Annotated in this window: 22 protein-coding genes; 21 read left to right on the top strand and 1 reads right to left on the bottom strand. The window is 44.3% G+C overall.

Annotated features, from left to right (window positions below):
- Nucleotides 1-99 precede the first annotated feature (99 nt).
- Together KP625_RS04940 and KP625_RS04935 are read left to right on the top strand one after the other, a co-directional pair.
- Complete coding sequence (locus tag KP625_RS04940) at nt 100-390, top strand: hypothetical protein (RefSeq protein WP_118373867.1); 291 nt, start codon at nt 100-102, stop codon at nt 388-390.
- A gap of 19 nt (nt 391-409) precedes the next feature.
- Nucleotides 410-1,609 (top strand): esterase/lipase family protein, encoded by a 1,200-nt coding sequence (locus tag KP625_RS04935; protein ID WP_238299618.1) that lies wholly within the window; start codon nt 410-412, stop codon nt 1,607-1,609.
- Between the two features lie 205 nt (nt 1,610-1,814).
- Here KP625_RS04935 and KP625_RS04930 read toward each other — a convergent pair whose 3' ends face one another.
- A complete protein-coding gene (locus KP625_RS04930; RefSeq protein ID WP_238299617.1) occupies nt 1,815-3,179 on the bottom strand; it encodes a citrate/2-methylcitrate synthase in 1,365 nt (454 codons plus the stop codon).
- A 332-nt stretch (nt 3,180-3,511) separates the two neighbouring features.
- Between KP625_RS04930 and efp the strand changes: the two genes are divergently transcribed.
- The 19 genes from efp to recN all read left to right on the top strand — a co-directional run bounded on the left by efp (nt 3,512) and on the right by recN (nt 18,307).
- Nucleotides 3,512-4,072 (top strand): elongation factor P, encoded by a 561-nt coding sequence (gene efp / locus KP625_RS04925; RefSeq protein ID WP_238299911.1) that lies wholly within the window; start codon nt 3,512-3,514, stop codon nt 4,070-4,072.
- A gap of 222 nt (nt 4,073-4,294) precedes the next feature.
- The gene (spoIIIAA, locus tag KP625_RS04920) at nt 4,295-5,209 is read left to right on the top strand and encodes a stage III sporulation protein AA (protein ID WP_238299616.1); all 915 of its coding nucleotides are present in this window, start codon (nt 4,295-4,297) and stop codon (nt 5,207-5,209) included.
- A 14-nt stretch (nt 5,210-5,223) separates the two neighbouring features.
- Complete coding sequence (locus tag KP625_RS04915) at nt 5,224-5,745, top strand: stage III sporulation protein AB (protein WP_177969641.1); 522 nt, start codon at nt 5,224-5,226, stop codon at nt 5,743-5,745.
- A 19-nt stretch (nt 5,746-5,764) separates the two neighbouring features.
- Complete coding sequence (gene spoIIIAC / locus KP625_RS04910; protein ID WP_177969642.1) at nt 5,765-5,959, top strand: stage III sporulation protein AC; 195 nt, start codon at nt 5,765-5,767, stop codon at nt 5,957-5,959.
- A 24-nt stretch (nt 5,960-5,983) separates the two neighbouring features.
- Nucleotides 5,984-6,370: a SpoIIIAC/SpoIIIAD family protein gene (locus KP625_RS04905; RefSeq protein ID WP_238299615.1), complete on the top strand. Its 387-nt coding sequence runs from the start codon at nt 5,984-5,986 to the stop codon at nt 6,368-6,370.
- A gap of 115 nt (nt 6,371-6,485) precedes the next feature.
- Nucleotides 6,486-7,667 (top strand): stage III sporulation protein AE, encoded by a 1,182-nt coding sequence (locus tag KP625_RS04900; protein WP_177969644.1) that lies wholly within the window; start codon nt 6,486-6,488, stop codon nt 7,665-7,667.
- Nucleotides 7,651-8,142 (top strand): stage III sporulation protein AF, encoded by a 492-nt coding sequence (locus KP625_RS04895; RefSeq protein ID WP_238299614.1) that lies wholly within the window; start codon nt 7,651-7,653, stop codon nt 8,140-8,142. The genes KP625_RS04900 and KP625_RS04895 overlap by 17 nt, the downstream gene beginning before the upstream one ends.
- 4 nt (nt 8,143-8,146) lie before the next feature.
- Nucleotides 8,147-8,542, top strand: a complete 396-nt coding sequence (locus KP625_RS04890; protein WP_238299613.1) for a hypothetical protein — start codon at nt 8,147-8,149, stop codon at nt 8,540-8,542.
- Between the two features lie 10 nt (nt 8,543-8,552).
- A complete protein-coding gene (locus KP625_RS04885; protein ID WP_177969647.1) occupies nt 8,553-9,194 on the top strand; it encodes a SpoIIIAH-like family protein in 642 nt (213 codons plus the stop codon).
- 134 nt (nt 9,195-9,328) lie between these two features.
- A complete protein-coding gene (locus tag KP625_RS04880) occupies nt 9,329-9,691 on the top strand; it encodes an Asp23/Gls24 family envelope stress response protein (RefSeq protein WP_021985002.1) in 363 nt (120 codons plus the stop codon).
- Between the two features lie 11 nt (nt 9,692-9,702).
- Nucleotides 9,703-10,149 (top strand): transcription antitermination factor NusB, encoded by a 447-nt coding sequence (nusB, locus tag KP625_RS04875; RefSeq protein ID WP_238299612.1) that lies wholly within the window; start codon nt 9,703-9,705, stop codon nt 10,147-10,149.
- A complete protein-coding gene (gene xseA / locus KP625_RS04870; protein WP_238299611.1) occupies nt 10,146-11,477 on the top strand; it encodes an exodeoxyribonuclease VII large subunit in 1,332 nt (443 codons plus the stop codon). The genes nusB and xseA overlap by 4 nt, the downstream gene beginning before the upstream one ends.
- Nucleotides 11,478-11,492: 15 nt before the next feature.
- Complete coding sequence (gene xseB / locus KP625_RS04865; RefSeq protein ID WP_238299610.1) at nt 11,493-11,693, top strand: exodeoxyribonuclease VII small subunit; 201 nt, start codon at nt 11,493-11,495, stop codon at nt 11,691-11,693.
- Entirely contained in the window at nt 11,683-12,570 is an 888-nt protein-coding gene (locus tag KP625_RS04860) for a polyprenyl synthetase family protein (RefSeq protein ID WP_238299609.1), read from the top strand. Before xseB ends, KP625_RS04860 begins: the two co-directional genes overlap by 11 nt.
- A 44-nt stretch (nt 12,571-12,614) precedes the next feature.
- The gene (gene dxs, locus KP625_RS04855) at nt 12,615-14,486 is read left to right on the top strand and encodes a 1-deoxy-D-xylulose-5-phosphate synthase (RefSeq protein WP_370641418.1); all 1,872 of its coding nucleotides are present in this window, start codon (nt 12,615-12,617) and stop codon (nt 14,484-14,486) included.
- A 22-nt stretch (nt 14,487-14,508) separates the two neighbouring features.
- Nucleotides 14,509-15,348: a TlyA family RNA methyltransferase gene (locus KP625_RS04850; RefSeq protein WP_238299607.1), complete on the top strand. Its 840-nt coding sequence runs from the start codon at nt 14,509-14,511 to the stop codon at nt 15,346-15,348.
- Complete coding sequence (locus KP625_RS04845; RefSeq protein ID WP_238299606.1) at nt 15,341-16,180, top strand: NAD(+)/NADH kinase; 840 nt, start codon at nt 15,341-15,343, stop codon at nt 16,178-16,180. Before KP625_RS04850 ends, KP625_RS04845 begins: the two co-directional genes overlap by 8 nt.
- 1 nt (nt 16,181) lies before the next feature.
- Nucleotides 16,182-16,631 (top strand): arginine repressor, encoded by a 450-nt coding sequence (locus KP625_RS04840; protein WP_238299605.1) that lies wholly within the window; start codon nt 16,182-16,184, stop codon nt 16,629-16,631.
- A 2-nt stretch (nt 16,632-16,633) separates the two neighbouring features.
- Nucleotides 16,634-18,307: a DNA repair protein RecN gene (gene recN / locus KP625_RS04835; RefSeq protein ID WP_238299604.1), complete on the top strand. Its 1,674-nt coding sequence runs from the start codon at nt 16,634-16,636 to the stop codon at nt 18,305-18,307.
- Nucleotides 18,308-18,349 lie beyond the last annotated feature (42 nt).

Here is an 18,349-nt window from a genome sequence, read left to right as displayed (position 1 = left end):
TGCTGACCTAGGAGCGGCTACGCTGGAATTGGAGAAGTCATGTGCTTGCGAAGAAAATAACCGAAGCAGAGTAAAGATTGAAAAATGGAGGAAACAAACATGGGAATGAATTCAATTGATGCAGAGGATGATCAGTTTGCATATCGGTATGATACGCAGTTGCTGATCGACCGGAGAGATAAGGATTTGGACGAGGATGAGATCGCAGATTATATCACGGATCATATCGAGGGAAACAGCTTGATTGCGGCTGGAGACGAGGATCTGGTGAAGATTCATTTTCATACGAATGAGCCTTGGAAGGTGCTGGAGTATTGCAACACAGTTGGCGAGATTTATGATATTGTTGTTGAGGATATGATCCGTCAGTCAGCAGGACTGCAAGGGTAGATGCCGATAGGAGAAAATAATGACAGGAAAATTGAAGATATGTAATTTCGGTAAGAACATGTTGCAGATATTTTATGTGACAACGTTACTTGCGGCTATCTATCTGATTCTTGGCTTTTGCGGATTCTATGAGCGATGGTTTGCAAATGGTCCGGCAGGAATTACGGTAGAGAAAAAATACTGGCTGATCCGTCTGTGTATTATCTTCCTGGTTGAGATTACGATATTCTGGATTGGAATGATCAGCGTGTATCTGACATCACAGCAGCTGGGAATCCGCTGGCGTGTGTTGGGGCTTATATGTGGCTGGATTCCGATTGCGCATCTGGTGATGCTGCATATCATTATCCGGACGGTAAGACGGGAAGTAAAGTTCGAGAAGCTGCGTGCGAAGCGAAATGCTGCGCGGGCAGATAAGCAGATATGTAAAACAAAATATCCGATACTTATGGTGCATGGCGTGTTCTTCCGGGATTTTGAACACTTAAATTACTGGGGCAGAATACCGGCGGAGCTTACGGAAAATGGTGCGAAGATCTATTACGGAAACCATAACAGTGCCGCGGCTGTGCGGGATAGTGCAAAGGAATTAGAGGCACGTATCAGGCAGATTGTCGAGGAAACCGGCTGTGAGAAGGTAAATGTGATCGCACATTCCAAAGGTGGACTTGACACGAGGGCGGCAATCGCACTGACTTCGGCAGGAAAGTATATTGCTTCACTTACGACGATTAACACGCCACACAGAGGCTGTGAATTTGCCGATTATTTATTAGAGAAGATTCCGGAGGCACAGCAAAAGGCGATTGAAAAGGCATACAATGCAGGCGCGGAAAAGCTTGGAGATACGAATCCTGATTTCATGGCGGCTGTGCATGATCTCACTTCTACGAACTGTGCAAGCTTCAATGAAGAAGTCAAGAATGTACCGGGGATTTATTACCAGTCTTTTGGCTCGAAATTGAACCGCCCATCATCCGGACGATTCCCGCTCAATCTGTCGTATCTGCTTGTTAAGCGGTTTGACGGACCGAATGATGGTCTGGTTGGAGAAAAGTCTTTTGCATGGGGAGAAGACTACCAGTTCCTGACTGTAAAGGGCAAGCGTGGAATCTCGCATGGGGATGTGATTGACTTGAACCGCGAAGATATTCCGGGATTTGATGTGCGGGAATTTTACGTGCAGCTTGTGGCGAAGCTGAAAGAAAAGGGATTATAACGGAAAACCATCAAAAAATAAAGAAAAAGTAAGAGACATAAATTATTACAATTTCTAAGCAGACCATTAGAAACACATCGGTACTTAATGAGTGCGTAAGCACGAATTTAGTATCCGCTATGTGTTTCTATGAGTGCGAACGTGTCTGCGTGAAATTTGTAATAAACTATGTCTCGTATTATTTACAAATAAACAAACTATTATCTTACCGCTCTGCAATCGGTGTATATGCACGGTTTTCCGCAATCGACTTGTAAGCCGGGCGGATGATCTTGTTGGCATTGATCAGCTCTTCGATACGGTGGGCGCTCCAGCCGGCGATACGGGCAACGGCGAACATCGGTGTGAAGAGTTCTTCCGGCAGATCAAGCATTGTGTAGACGAAGCCACTGTAGAAATCGACGTTTGGGCTGACACCCTTATAGATTTTACGCTTGTCTGCGATGACTTCCTTCGCAATCTCAGCGACATCCATATAAAGCTTATATTCTTTTTCTTTGTGCTTTTCCTCGGACAGTTTTCCGACGAAAGTCTGGAATACATTCGCACGTGGATCGGAGATGGAGTATACGGCATGTCCCATTCCGTAGATCAGTCCGGAACGATCGAAAGCTTTCTTGTCCAAAATATCGCACAGATACTGACGGATTTCATCTTTATCATCCCAGTCACGGACGTGTTCCTTCAAATCGTCAAACATACGCTTTACCTTGACATTGGCACCGCCGTGCTTTGGCCCCTTCAAAGAGCAAAGGGAAGCGGCAACTGAAGAATATGTATCTGTTCCGGAAGAGGTAACAACGTGTGTTGTAAATGTGGAGTTGTTACCACCGCCATGCTCAGCATGGAGCACGAGCGCTAAGTCGAGCACCTTTGCCTCGGTATCGGTATAAGATTTATCCTGACGCAGGAGGCGCAGAATATTCTCGGCAGTGGAAAGCTCCGGCTTTGTCTGGTGGATATAAAGTCCCTTCCCAAGCTCGTAGTGGCGGTATGCCTGATACGAGTACACAGCAAGCGCTGGAAAATTCGCAATCAGCTCAATGCTCTGGCGAAGGACGTTCGGGATGCTGACATCCATGGCGTTTGTATCGTAAGAACTGAGTGTGAGGATATTTTTCGCAAGGGCATTCATGATATCGGGTGTCGGTGTTTTTAATATAATATCTCTTGCAAAATAATGAGGCAGCTTCCGGTAGGAACCGAGCAGCGTGTTGAAATCTGCAAGCTCTTTTTTATTCGGCAGCTCACCGAAGAGCAGTAGATATACGGTTTCTTCAAAACCAAAACGCTTCTCGGAAGTAAAGCCCCTGACCAGATCATAAATATTAATTCCGCGGTAGTAGAGCTGACCATCGACTGGTATTGTGACACCATTTACCTCCTCGGAGGAGATGATTGTGGAGATTTCTGTAAGTCCGGTCAGTACTCCTTTGCCATCTAAATCACGTAGCCCACGTTTTACCTGATATTTTGTATACAATTCGGGATCAATCACATCATGGCTTTCACATAATTTTGCCAAACGCTCAAACTCCGGTGTGACTGCTGAAAATTCCTGTTGATTCATATATTCACTTCCTTACTTGATTTTTAAATAGAGTATATGTGATGTATGAGATTATGTGATTCGGTACAGGTAGATTTTTGTACCAGTGTTCATAATTATATCACGACTTTTGTAACGATTTATGTTTAGCATACTATAATTTCCGGATTTTGGCAAACTATTTCAAGTGAACAAAGTGTGAACATTATACAAAAAATGTAAATTGAATATAAAAAATATGAAAAAATAAGAAAAATCCAGAAAAGTTATTGAAAATTTTTATTAGGTATATTAAAATATCAAAGATACTGAATGTATTTAATTTCGAACGTATATGTTATTTTAGGAGGATAATTATGGAAGCAAGTGATTTCAGAAATGGTGTGACTTTTGTATGTGATGGTCAGCCTTGTCAGGTAATAGAATTTCAGCATGTAAAGCCAGGTAAGGGTGCTGCGTTTGTCCGTACAAAGTATAAGAATATTATTACAGGTGCAATCAGAGAGACAAGTTTCAACCCTACAGCAAAGTTCGATTCCGCTTACATCGAGCGTAAGGATATGGACTACTCTTACAGAGATGGTAACTTGTATTACTTCATGGATCAGGAGACATTCGAGATGATCCCTGTTGATGAGAGTGTAATCGGTGACGCTATGAAGTTTGTTAAGGAAGGTATGACATGTAAGATTTCTATCTACGAAGGTAATGTATTCGCAGTGGAAGGTCCGGATTTTGTAGAACTTGAGATTACAGAGTGTGAGCCGGGCGTAGCAGGAAATACAGCTACAAACGCTACAAAGCCATGTACAGTTGAGACAGGCGCAACATTGAATGTTCCTCTGTTCATCAATCAGGGTGAGATTATTAAGATTGATACACGTACAGGAAAATATCTTTCAAGAGCAAAGTAATTTGAATTTCAAATTTAATCAAAATGATCAAAGGCATGTTCCGTTCGGGACGTGCCTTTTTTATACATACTGAGCCGATAGGCGTGATAGTGTGATCTGTAATCCAGATGAAATCTACATTTTCCAATCATATATTTCTGTATCCCGCATATATATAAGATAGGGGTGAATGCTGTGAAAAATGAAATTATTAAATTGCTTCCCCCTTGTGTTCGGTACATAATGAATCAGATTGATATAGATTATAACTCCCTGATAGAATTACGGTTTCGTATTTGTGAGCCGCTGATCCTTGTATTTAAACAGGGAGAATATTTTGTGCAGAACTGTGGGGGGCTGACACTGGATCGAAAAAAAGCATATCGTGTGACTGCAGATGATATCCGGGCAATTCTGGATGCAGTCACCGATTATTCGTTATATGCATATGAGGATGAAGTGAGACAGGGGTTTGTGACAGTGTGTGGCGGGCATCGCGTGGGTGTTGCCGGTCAGGTTGTATTGGAACATGGGAGAGTTAAAAACGTGAAACATATATCGTTTATTAATATTCGTGTGTCACATCAGATTCAAGGGTGTGCTTCGGGGCTGCTGCCGTATGTGATTAAAGAGGGCAGACTGCTGCATACGCTCATCATATCGCCGCCGGGATGTGGAAAGACGACGATTCTGCGCGATCTGGTGCGGTTGATATCGGATGGGAACAGTTATTGCAGAGGCATGAATGTCGGAGTTGTGGATGAACGGTCGGAACTTGCCGCCTGTTATATGGGAGTACCTCAAAATGATGTCGGATTGCGTACAGATATTTTAGATGGCTGCCCGAAAGCAGAGGGAATGCTTATGCTGCTTCGGTCGATGAGTCCGAAGGTAATTGCTGTGGATGAGATCGGAAGCAGGGATGATATTGATGCGATTTCGTATGTAATCAATTGTGGTTGTGGAATTCTGGCAACAATCCATGGAGATTCCATCGATGATATCCGCACACGGCCGGTACTGCGGAAATTAGTGGAAGAGAAAGTGTTTGAACGGTATATCGTGCTTGGAAACAGTGCAGGAATCGGAACGGTGGAATCTATTTTTGACGAGAGGGGTAATGAGCTATACATTGGTTCACTTTCGGTTGCAAACTGATCGGGATGACCTTGGTGTTTGGCGGTTGTACGGCAATGGGAATCTTGCGGGCGATGGGAATTCGAAGACGTGTGAAAGAGATGCAGGAATTCGCCCGGATCCTTTCCTTTCTGACAGGAGAATTACGTTATCACAGAGATATTCTGGCACAGGTATTTACACGTGTGTCGAGAAAATGTAAAGCGCCGTACGCGGATTGGTTGTCTGCGGTTTCAGTATCACTCAGGAACATACAGGATATGCCACCGGTGCAGGAGAGAGCCGCCGAAGCGGATTTCTATCAGATATGGATGAAAAACGCGGACGAGTTATATGAAAAGTCCGGTCTGAAAAAGGAGGATATCGAATATATATATAACCTGGGACAGACAATCGGGTATCTGGATGTGCAGGCGCAGGAGGAAGGTCTTGCATTGTTGCAGACAGATCTTGGCAGACATATCCGTGAGCTGGAGTCTACATCGAAGGAACAGATGAAGGTAGCATTTGTGATAGGAACGGTAGTGGGTGTGCTGTTGATTATAATCTTGATCTAGAAGATGCAGGGGAATGTAGATGACAATTCAGTTGATATTTAAAATTGCAGCTGTGGGGATTGTTGTGGCACTGATCAATCAAGTGCTGAAGCACTCCGGAAGAGACGATCAGGCGTATCTGGTCAGTCTTGCTGGGTTGATTATTGTTCTCACATGGATCATCCCTTATGTCAATCAGTTATTTCAGGAGATCAACACGTTGTTTGGATTTTAGAAAGATATTAAGGGAGGGTGCAGCATGAATCTGGGTGTGACAATGGTGTTTGCAATTGTGGCAGTCATCCTGGCGTTGTCCCTGAAATCAAAAAGTCCGGAATACAGTGCATTTATCAGTGTTGCAGTGTGTCTGGTTCTTTTATTTATCTGTGTGTCGCGGATGCGGGTGATGCTTTCCGGCATTGAAACACTGACAGACAAGATCCGGATGGACAGTACTTATCTGGTAATTCTGGTCAAATTGATTGGGATTGCCTATATCTGTGAGTTCGCAGCGAGTATCAGCAAGGATGCCGGGTATAGTGCGGTTGCCTCTCAGATTGAGCTGTTGGGAAAATTGACGATGCTTGTGGTATCACTTCCGGTATTTATGCAGGTCGTGCAGACTGTTTTGGCGTTGATCAATTGATGGAAGGAACTTCGGAATGGACCGGCGGACAACACGAACAATTGCATATTTTACTTGCAGATGGCTGGTAATAATACTGGCCATTTTTCTTTTTTTACACTCTGGTATACGGGTTTTGTATGCACAGGAGACAGGAGAACAGGCTGTTACAACGGAATTAGGGCGGGAGCCGGATAACCTGTCTGAGGAGACAGAGACTGTGACAGAAAACATTTCTGCAACAACGGAAGAGAATACCTCATCTATCTATGATGTTATTTTTGAAGAGTTAAATCTGGACGAGCTGGAGCGTGCCCTAAATCAGGAGGGGATTGCAACGTCAATGCCTGTTTCAGAGATGGTGAAAAAACAGGTGGAAGGGGATAGCAAATCTGTTTTTTCAGCATTGTTTGCAACGATCAGCCAGGTGTTCTTCGGAGAGCTGCAGAAGAATAAAAGCCTGCTTTTGGAACTGGTTGGAATTGTGCTGATTGGAAGTATCTTTGTGAATCTGTCCAATTCATTTGCTGGCGGGTTTATCAGTGAGAACGGATTTTATATTACGTATATGCTAATGACTTCGCTGCTTCTGACTTCGTTTTCTATGGCATATACCATTACGCTTGCCGCGCTTGACAAAGTGCTGGTTGCGGTTCGGCTTTTGGTGCCTGCATTTCTGCTTGTCCTGCAGTTTGTCGGACATGCTGCAACTGCAGGCGGAACCTACAACCTTGTATTGATCGGTATCTGGTTGATTCAGGCAGTTATCATACGTCTGGTGCTGCCGCTGATCGAATTTTATGTAATCGTATCTCTGGTCAACAATCTGCAAAAGGAAGACAGTTTTTCAAAGCTGTGTGAGCTTGTGCAAAGCCTGATAAAATGGATTTTGCGGACAATCATAGTCGTCGTCATCGGACTAAATGTGATTAAAGGTCTGCTGGAGCCACAGATGGATCGAATTGGAAAATCGGCGGTCAATCGTGCATTGACAGCGATTCCGGGAAGTGTTGTATCGGTGCTTGCCGGAACATATCTGGCTTGCGGAATGATTATTAAAAACAGTATCGGCGTTGCAGGAATTTTAATTTTGTCAGGTATCTGTCTGGCACCAGTGATTCAACTTTTTTTGTTGATGTTTACCGTGCGGATCACCACGGCACTGATCCAGCCGATGGGAGATAAGCGTTATGTAGATGGTACGGCGGCGCTGGCACATGGAATTGGAATGCTGATGCAGGCACTTGCAAGTGCATTGGTGCTTTTTATCATTACACTTGCGATTATGACAGGTGTAACGAATGGAACAGGAGGGTGAGCAGGTGCTGTTTGGGTGGATGAAAAGTCTGATTTTTTATTTATTGCTGGCGACGATTGTCACACATATGGCACCATCAAACCAGTATAAACAATATATTCGTTATTTTATCGGACTGGTTGTAATCGTGCTTCTGGCAAGTCCGTTGAAATTTTTGTTCGATTTTGGAAGTGGAGATCTGCAGGAGTTGTTAAATGAGTTTTCTCATATTGAGAGTCAGGAGTCAGCGGCAGGTGTTGGCGGAAGTATTACGGATTATTATGGTATGGGATTTCGGGAGGGAATAAAAAAAGAACTTGCATCATATCCGGTGGAAGATGTTGCAATTATTACCGATACAGAAGGAACCTTGTTGCAATGTACGATCTATCTGACCAATAATATGGCAACAGATGATATGGAAAAAGAAATAAAAAAATACATTTCAGATGTCTATAATCTGGATGATGTTCGTATATATGTAGTAAGACGGTGAGAATATGGAGTGGAAATTCAAGAAAAACGAAAAATGGAACAAGGTGATTCTGGTTGTATTGTGTGGTATTTTGCTGCTGGTGATTGTGATGCCGCAAAAGTCGTTGAACATGGGAACGGTGGGAACAGTCGCTACAACAGAGACCGTCAATTCCTATGAAGATCGTCTGCGGGCACTGCTGACGGATACCTATGGAGAGGACATGATTGACGTGCTGATCTATGCAGGAGAGCATAAGCAGACCTATTATGGTTCAAGCGTGGGAGAGACGATTACAGGTGTGCTGATCACGGTCAGACGGGAAGTGGTCTCGGATACAACAATTGCAGATATTACTTTGGCAGTGTGCGCATTATTTGATCTGCCGGCACATAAAGTGGCGGTTTTGGTAAAAAATTAGGGAGGGTTTTATGAAAAAGAAAACCATGAAACGAAACCAGATTATCATTGGGGCACTCACGGTATTACTTGGTGTAGCGGGCTACATAAATTTCTCCGGAAATAAGCTGGATTTAGCGCCGGGAGAGTCGCAGCCGACAGAATCTGCATTTGCGGAAGAACAGCTGCAGACGATGACGGATGCAAAACCGGCAGAAATTGTTTCCGGGGAGCTGACCGTGTCAGAGCTTTCCGAAGATGAATATATCGAATTAAATTCAGCGGAAGATAAAATCGGAGAAGCGGTACTTACTTCTGCGAATGCAGCAAATAATTTTGTGTCGATTAAATTAAACCGGGAGCAGAGCCGGAGCCAGAATAAGGAGAATCTGCTTGAGATCATCAATGGCGATGGGATGGATGCACAAGCGGTGCAGGAAGCGACGAATGCATATGTGAAGCTGACAGAAGATGCGGAAAAAGAGCAGGAGGCAGAGGCTATTCTTGCAGCGAAAGGATTTGGAGATGCAATCGTATCGATTGGGGATGGAAGTGTGGATGTCGTTTTAAATTGTACGGATCTGCCGGACGAAAAACGGGCACAGGTTGAGGATGTTGTAACAAGAAAGACCGGATGTGCAGTGGAAGAAATTGTAATTACACTTGCGCAGTAATAATATTTCAGTATTTTATGAAAAGCCTTGCAGGGATGCAGGGCTTTTTGGTTGCATAATATGCACAAATTGGGTATAATATTTTACATATGCAATGATATAGAAACATAGAAGAATATGATAAGGAGGCAATTATGAGCGATATGATAAATGAAGAAGAAAAGATTGGTAAAATCAGTATAGCTGATGGCGTGGTGGCATCCATCGCAGGAATTGCGGCAATCGAGGTAGAAGGTGTTTCCAAGCTGACAGGTAATATCTCCAAGGAACTTGTAGCGAAGCTTGGTAAGAAGAATCTTGCCAATGGTGTGAAAGTAGAGATTACAGATGGAAATGTTGTTGTAGATGTTTCTTTGGAAGTTGAGTATGGTACAAGCATCAAGAAAGTATCCGAAGGTGTGCAGGAGAAGGTAAAGCAGGCAATCGAGAACATGACAGGTCTTCATGTGCGCGTTGTAAATGTAGTTGTATCCGGCATCAAAATGAATAAAGAGTAAGGCGGTTAATTATGACAAGACGAGCAATACGAGAAAATATTTTTCTGATTGTATTTAAGGCAGCTTTCAACAGTCAGGAAGACATGGAAGAACAGATTCGATTTTCGGTAGGAAGAATCGGCGAACCGGAGGATGATCCGGAGGATATCGCCGTGACGGAAGCAGGAAAAGTAAAAGAGGAAGATCTGGCATATATCGATGAGAAATCACATAAGATACTTGCTATGATCCCGACACTCGACGAGAAGATCAGTGAGATTTCTGATGGATGGCAGATTGGCAGACTTGGAAAGCCGGAACTTGCAATCCTGCGTCTGGCACTCTACGAGATGCTTTATGACGAGGAAGTACCATTCCGCGTAGCAATCAATGAGGCGGTGGAACTGGCAAAGAAATATTGTAATCCGGATGCAAGCGGATTTATCAATGCGGTACTGGCAAAGGTTGAGGAACCATGAGAGTAGAAAATGGAAAGAAAATTCTTTCTGTCTGTGAAGTAAATACTTATATAGGCAATATTATTAAACAGGATTACCTGTTAAAGAATATCTGTCTGGAAGGTGAGGTATCAAGTTTCAGCAAGGGACCGACGGGGCATTTGTATATCACACTCAAAGACTGTACGACACCGGAAGGACAGAATGAGACAGTATCTTATAAAGGAATTATCAAGGTGAATGTGTGGAGAAGCATTGTGGAGAAACTGAAGCTTCCACCCATTAATCAGGGTGATATTCTAATCGTAAGGGGAAGCTGTTCTATTTACGATGTCAAGAGTGAATATAGTGTCAATGCGGTCTCAGTGCAAAAGAGAGAAGAACGCGGCTGGCATGGCGATGCATATGCAGAGTTAAAAAAGAAACTTGGACAGGAAGGTATCTTTGACACGGCAATCAAAAAGCCGATTCCGAAGTATCCGCGGAAGGTTGGGGTGGTAATATCAATTGGCACCAATGCATACAAGGATATCATGAGTGTTTCAAAAAAACGAAATCCTTATGTGCAGATGATTGTCTGTGATGCAAGAGCACAGGGTGAAAATGCGCGGGAACTGATCGTGCAGGGAATCCGCAGACTGGATGCGATGGGCGTGGATACGATCATCATCGGACGAGGTGGTGGATCGAGAGAAGATCTGGAAGTGTTTGATGATGAGACGGTCGTTCGGGCAATCTATGCAGCGAAGACACCGATCATATCCGGAACCGGACATGAAGGTGATACTTCTCTGGCAGATGATGCGGCAGATCTTCGTGTGGAGACACCAACGGCAGCGGCAACGGCAGCCGTGCCATCTATTGATGATATTTTACATTTGATTCATCAGTATATGCGCACGATGAACTATCATGTGACGAATAAGAAGAATTTATATCAGACTCGGCTTGCAGCAGGAGAAAAAGAAATGCGCATCCGTATGAAGGGGCGTATGCAGGAGAAGGGGACGAAGCTGCAGATGTATATGCAGCAGCTTGCGGTCTTAAATCCGAAGGCAAAGCTTGAGAAGAATCAAGAGAAGCTTGCGCAGTATCAGGAGAAATTGCGTGCGCAGATCGGGCTTCGCTATAAAGATTATGAACACCGATTATGCTTGCAGTTGACACGATTGCATGGAAATGCACCGACGGCGAAACTGATTGGAGGATTTGGTTATCTCGAGTCGGAGGGAAAACCGGTGATGTCGGCAAGCCAGACGCAGGTAGGAGATTCGCTGGATGTTACTTTGCATGATGGCAGAATTCATGCGACAGTTGTTTCCGTGGATATAAGTGAAGATGGACGATAGGGAGAATACGATAAAATGGCAGAAAATGAGAAGAAAGAATTTAACATAGAGGAAGCATTTGCACGGCTCGATGCAATCAATAAGCTTCTGGAAAATCCGGATACGAATCTGAAGGATTCCATGACGTTTTATGCGGAAGGGGTACAGCTTGCAAATGCCTGCAAGGAAGAACTGGCAGGTGTGGAAAAGGAGATCAAGATATTAGATGAAGTATGATGCCAAGGTAATTGAACAGATGATACAACCATATATGCCTGCAGAAGAAGGGCACCAGAAGACGGTGCTTGCTGCGATGAATTATGCGGTAAAAGCAGGTGGAAAAAGACTTCGTCCGATGATGCTCCGTCTGTGCTACGATATGTTTGCGGCTGAACCGGAGGAGGCACTGGTGCGTCCATTTATGGCAGCAATGGAGATGATTCATACATATTCACTCGTTCATGATGATCTTCCGGCAATGGACAATGATGAGCTGCGAAGAGGACTTCCGACCGTGCATGTCAAGTTTGGTGAGGATATGGCAATTTTAGCCGGAGATGCATTGTTAAACTTTGCATTTGAGACAGCCTGTCTGGGATTTTCTGTCAAGCCGGGTGATGTCAATGTAGAGAAGGCATTTGCCGTGCTTGCAAAAAAAGCAGGTATCTATGGTATGGTTGGTGGACAGGTTTTGGATGTGGAGCGCGCCGGGATGCCAATGAATGAGGCACAGCTTGCATTCATCTACGAGAATAAAACAGGTGCTTTAATCGCAGCGGCCTGCATGTGTGGCGCGTATCTTGCCGGTGCGGAGGATATGGTTGTGGCACAGCTTGAAGAGGCGGCATATGCAGTCGGACTTGCATTTCAGGTACAGGATGATATCCTGGATCTTGTTGGTAACGAGCAGGTACTTGGAAAGCCGATTCATTCCGATGATAAAAATCATAAGATTACATATGTGACACTGCATGGGATGGATGCTGCAAAACAGTATGTGTCAGAGATGTCCCAAAAGGCGGTTTCCATATTGGAGAATATAAGCGTATTTGATGCGGAGGCAAAGGCGGATATGATCGCACTTGTGAAAAGTCTGATCAACCGTGACCATTAACCGATTGTATACGATGTTATATAAGACAGGTAAAGACAATGCAGATGTTAGAGAAGATAACAAAAGAAAACGATATTAAGCAGATAGAAAGACAGGATTATCCTGTATTAGCAGAAGAAATCCGGGAGTTTTTAATCGAGAAAGTAAGTGAACATGGAGGGCATCTGGCTTCGAACCTTGGTACGGTGGAGCTTACGATGGCGCTGCATGCGGTGATGAATTTTCCGGAAGATAAGCTGATATTTGATGTGGGACATCAGTCGTATACACATAAAATCCTGACTGGCAGGAAGGAAGCTTTTGATACTCTTCGGCAATATGATGGGTTAAGCGGATTTCCGAAACGTAATGAGAGTGCTTGTGATGCGTTTGATACCGGGCATAGCTCAACCGGAATCTCGGCGGCAATGGGATACGCGATGGCACGGGATCTCCGTGGCGGAGATGAGAAGGTTGCAGTTGTGATCGGGGACGGATCCCTGACCGGTGGTATGGCATATGAGGCTTTAAATGGTCTTGCGCAGTTAAAGACCGGATGCGTGGTTGTGATCAATGATAATAACATGTCTATCGGCAAAAATGTCGGTGGCTTATCCAAGTATTTAAACGAAATCCGGCTTGGCAATGCATATAATGAGTTAAAAACCGGTGTGGAGAGCAGTCTGATGGGGTCAAAAACCGGAAAGAAGATTGCAAAGGTGTTGAAGCGTTCAAAGGATAATATCAAACAGTTTTTGGTGCCGGGAATGTTCTTTGAAGAACTTGGCATCACATATGTCGGACCGATTGATGGTCACGATATCAATCAGATGATCACGACGTTTCAGCATGCATTTCGACTGGACAAACCGATTATTATCCATGTGAAAACGAAAAAGGGAAAAGGGTATGGCTATGCTGAGAGGCATCCGGATTATTTCCATGGAATTGCACCGTTTGATAAGGCAACCGGAAAGGTGCTGGCAGCGAAAAAAACAAGCTGCTATACAGACATTTTCGCAAAGAAAATCGTGGAGATAGGCAGCAGACATGAAGAACTGACGGCAATCACAGCAGCGATGGCACAGGGAACCGGATTAATCCGGTTTGAGGAGGCATATCCGACACGCTTTTTTGATGTGGGAATTGCAGAACAGCATGCCGTGACATTCGCGGCTGGCATGGCAGCGGCAGGTATGGTGCCGGTCGTGGCAATTTATTCTTCATTTTTGCAGCGTGCATATGATCAGATTCTGCATGATGTCTGTCTGCAGAACCTGCATGTGATTTTTGCAATCGACCGTGCAGGACTTGTCGGACAGGATGGAGAGACACATCAGGGCATCTATGATCTGGCATATCTGTCACATATGCCGCATATGACAGTGCTTGCACCGAAGAACCGCTATGAATTGGAAGCGATGCTTGATTATGCGTATGAGCATGATGGACCGATTGCTATTCGTTATCCGCGTGGCAGCGCATATAAGGGACATGCAGATAAGCAGGATCCGATTGTCTATGGAAAAAGTGAAGTCATACAGGAAGAAAATGGTGTTGCAGTATTTTCGTGTGGACATATGATGGAGGAAGCTGACCGGCTGGTTGAACAGTTACGGGTGATGCAGATTCCTGTCAGCCTGATCAATGTACGGTTTGAATCGATGCTTGATACCGAATTGATTGACCGGCTTATGCAGACACATACGATATTTGTGACATTGGAAGATACGATTGTGCAGGGTGGATACAGTGAAAAACTGGAATTTTATCTGGCACGAAAAGGAAATCCGGAGAACTATCGGTTTATCAGTGGAGCGATTCCGCTTCCAAGTGTGCCACAAGGGGCGATTCCGGAACTTCGGCATCATATGCAGATAGATGCAGAGAGTCTGGTTGAACAGGTGTCAGAAGTGTATAACCAATATGTGAAATAGCAGATATTATAGAGGAAAAAAGATGGAAAAACAGAAGAAACAACGTCTGGATATATTGCTGGTGGAAAAAGGACTGGCACCTTCAAGGGAGAAGGCAAAGGCAATTATTATGGCAGGAATTGTATATGTAGATGGGAACAAAGAGGATAAGGCAGGAACTACATTTCCGGAGACTGCGGCAATCGAAGTCAAAGGAAAGACGTTACCATATGTGAGCCGTGGTGGTTTAAAGCTCGAGAAGGCAATGCAGAAATTTCCTATTACACTTTCCGGTAAGGTCTGCATGGATGTTGGTTCTTCGACGGGCGGATTTACAGATTGCATGTTGCAGAATGGTGCAGTAAAGGTCTATGCGATTGATGTCGGACATGGGCAGCTTGCGTGGAAGCTTCGCAACGATGAGCGGGTTGTCTGTATGGAAAAGACAAATATCCGCTATGTCGTTCCGGAGGATATCGATGAGCTGGCAGCATTTTCATCGATTGATGTGTCGTTTATCTCGCTCACAAAGGTACTGCTTCCGGTGAAGGATCTTCTGACGGAGGATGGGCAGATTGTCTGTCTGATCAAGCCTCAGTTTGAAGCCGGACGGGAAAAAGTAGGGAAAAAAGGGGTTGTGCGTGATCGCGCTGTGCATGAAGAAGTGATCCGTATGGTGATGGATTACGCAGAGTCTATTGATCTTTACCCATTGGCATTGGATTTTTCTCCGGTAAAAGGTCCGGAAGGAAATATTGAGTATTTATTATTTCTATCAAAAAACAAAAAGGATTTGGAAATCGTGGATGCTTCATCCATTGATATAAATGAAGTCGTTACAGCTTCCCATGAAACGTTAGATAAGGAACAGGGCAATGAATAAGTTTTTAATCGTCGCAAATACTGACAAAGATATCAATTTAAAACTTTCCCAGGATATTGTTGCCTATATCAACGAAAAAGGGGCGACGGCAATGGTCGTAAGTGATATGCGGCAGCATTATAACGGTACAGCGATCAAGCCAGAGTATATGGAAGGTGTAGAGGCCGTGATTGTGCTTGGCGGAGATGGAACCATGCTTCGTGCGGCACATAGTATTGGAACCTATGAGGTTCCGCTTATGGGCATCAATCTTGGAACGCTTGGATTTCTAACCGAAGTGGAAGAGTCGAATGCTTATAAGGCAATCGATCGTCTGTTGGTGGACGATTACGGCATAGAGAAACGTATGATGATTGAAGGATGTACAGGAGAGACTTCTTTTTCCTGTCTGAACGATGTAGTGATTACACGTGCAGGATTTTCGCGTATCATCGGACTTAATATCTATGTGAATGAACAGTTGTTAGATACCTATGAAGCGGATGGTGTGATTGTCGCGACACCGACCGGATCGACCGGATATAATCTGTCTGCCGGGGGTCCGATCATCAGCCCAAAATCAAAAGCTGTCGTGGTAACACCGATTTCTCCGCATTCGCTTACCTCCAAGAGCGTGGTGTTTGACAGCTCAGATCGTATACGGATAGAAGTTGTCAAAAAACGAAGGACACAGGAGACAGAGGCTATCGTTTCCTTTGATGGTGCAGATAATATTGAGTTATCTGCCGGTGAGAGTGTGGAAGTGACATGTTCGAAACGGGAAATATCGTTGATTAAAATGTATGATGTGAGTTTCTACAGTGTACTTCGGGAAAAAATAGGGGGTGCATGACATGAGTAAGCAGAAACGCCAGCAGGCATTGCTGGAATTGATTTCAGAATATGAGATAGATACACAGGAAGAGCTTACAAGACGTTTACAGGCACTTGGATTTGAGACGACACAGGCAACAGTATCCAGAGATATACGGGAATTGAAACTGGAAAAAATATCCTGCGGAAGCGGGAAACATCGGTATGCTGTCGGTCGGGAGGCAGGCACAGGTACGCATGCATCGTACCAGCATGTGATGACATCCAGTATTCTTTCTATTGAGGCTGCCAATAATATTATTGTAGTAAAGACCGTTTCCGGAATGGCGATGGCGGTTGGCGCGGCGATAGATAATCTGTTGGTAGAAGGAATCATGGGATGTATTGCAGGGGATGATACATTGTTTCTTGCAATCAGAGATGGGCAGCAGGCAGAACATATAATTGGAGAGATAAAAAAATGTTGTTGACAATGCACATAAAGAATATTGCACTGATCGAAGAAATCGATATTGATTTTCACGATCAGTTAAATATCCTGACAGGAGAAACCGGTGCCGGTAAGTCAATTATTATCGGGTCACTTGGAATCTGTCTGGGAGGAAAATTCCCGAAAGAATTGCTACGGGACGAGACAAAGGATGGTCTGGTGGAGCTGGCATTTTCAGTAGAACAGCCTGCAATCCGGGAAGCGTTAGAAGCGATGGAAGTAGAAGTCGATGAGCAGGATGAACTTTTGATATCCAGAAGACTGTCGCCAAATGGAAGAACCGTAAACCGGGTCAATGATACGACAGTTACGATCTCGAGACTGAAGGATATCGCATCACTGCTTATAGATCTGCATGCACAGCATGAACAGCAGACACTGTTAAAGCCGGCAAAGCATCTGGAAATTCTGGATCGGTTCGGCGGGGAAGATATCCAGATGCTGAAAAAGCAGGTGCAGGAGGATTATCATAGCTACCGGGAACTTGAAGAAGAGAAAAAAAGAGGCAGCATGGACGAGGCAGAACGCAACAAACGTGTGGATTTTCTGAAATATCAGATCAAAGAGATTCAGGATGCGAAACTGGTGGAAGGGGAAGACGAACAACTCGAGCATCAGTATAAAAAGGCAGTCAATGCGAAGGAAATTCTGCAATATGCAAATGATATTTATGCGATGACCGGATATGGTGCAGCTTCGGCTGCAGAACAGCTTGGACGGGCAATCCGCGATATGCGGCGTCTGATTGAGCTTGACGAAGAGTTGACAGATGCATCGAATATTTTGCAGGATGCAGATGGACTTCTTGCGGATTTCAACCGGGAAATCAGTGAGTATATGAAGGACATGGAATTTGATGAGTCGGAATTTCATGAGATGGAAAGCCGGTTAGATCAGATTAATTCGCTCAAGGCAAAATACGGAAACTCCATATCTGAGATTCTGGAGAGTCTCGCATCCTTTGAGAAGGAATATGAGACACTTTCCGGATATGATGCTTATATCAAAGAGCTTTCCGAGAAATGGAAAAAACAGACAGCAAAACTTGAGGCAAGCAGTCGTGCACTCTCAGAGAAACGGCGTGCGCTTGCGGAAAAGTTGTGTGCGAAGATTCGTGAATCGCTGGAAGATATGAATTTCAATATGGTACGCTTTGAGATGCGTTTTGAGACAGCACCTGTGTATTCCGCAAATGGATATGATGATGCGTGCTTTTATATATCAACAAATGTCGGAGAGACGATGCGGCCGCTGCAGGAGGTAGCATCAGGGGGTGAGCTTTCAAGAATCATGCTGGCAATGAAATCCTGTCTTGCAAACCAGGATGATACACCGACGCTTGTTTTTGATGAGATTGATGTTGGTATCAGCGGAAGAACGGCACAGAAGGTGGCAGAGAAGATGTCGATACTGTCGAGACATCATCAGGTTATCTGCATTACGCATCTACCACAGATTGCGGCGATGGCTGATGCACACTATCTGATTGAAAAAAATGTGGAAAATGAGAAAACCATTTCCAGCATTCGGCTTCTCTCAAAAGAGGAGGAAATAGAAGAACTGGCAAGACTGATCGGTGGTGCGAAGATTACAGAGACAACGATTCATACCGTCGCGGAAATGAAAGGATTGGCAGAACAGGCAAAAATAAACTGAATTACATAGTATGAAATATTAGATACTAAGAGTACATGGAGA

Origin of the sequence: Eubacterium sp. MSJ-33, from assembly GCF_022174665.1 — a bacterium.
Lineage (GTDB): Bacteria > Bacillota > Clostridia > Lachnospirales > Lachnospiraceae > Coprococcus_C.
The sequence above is the reverse complement of the archived record's forward strand: the minus strand, read 5'-3'. Positions and strand labels throughout refer to the sequence as shown.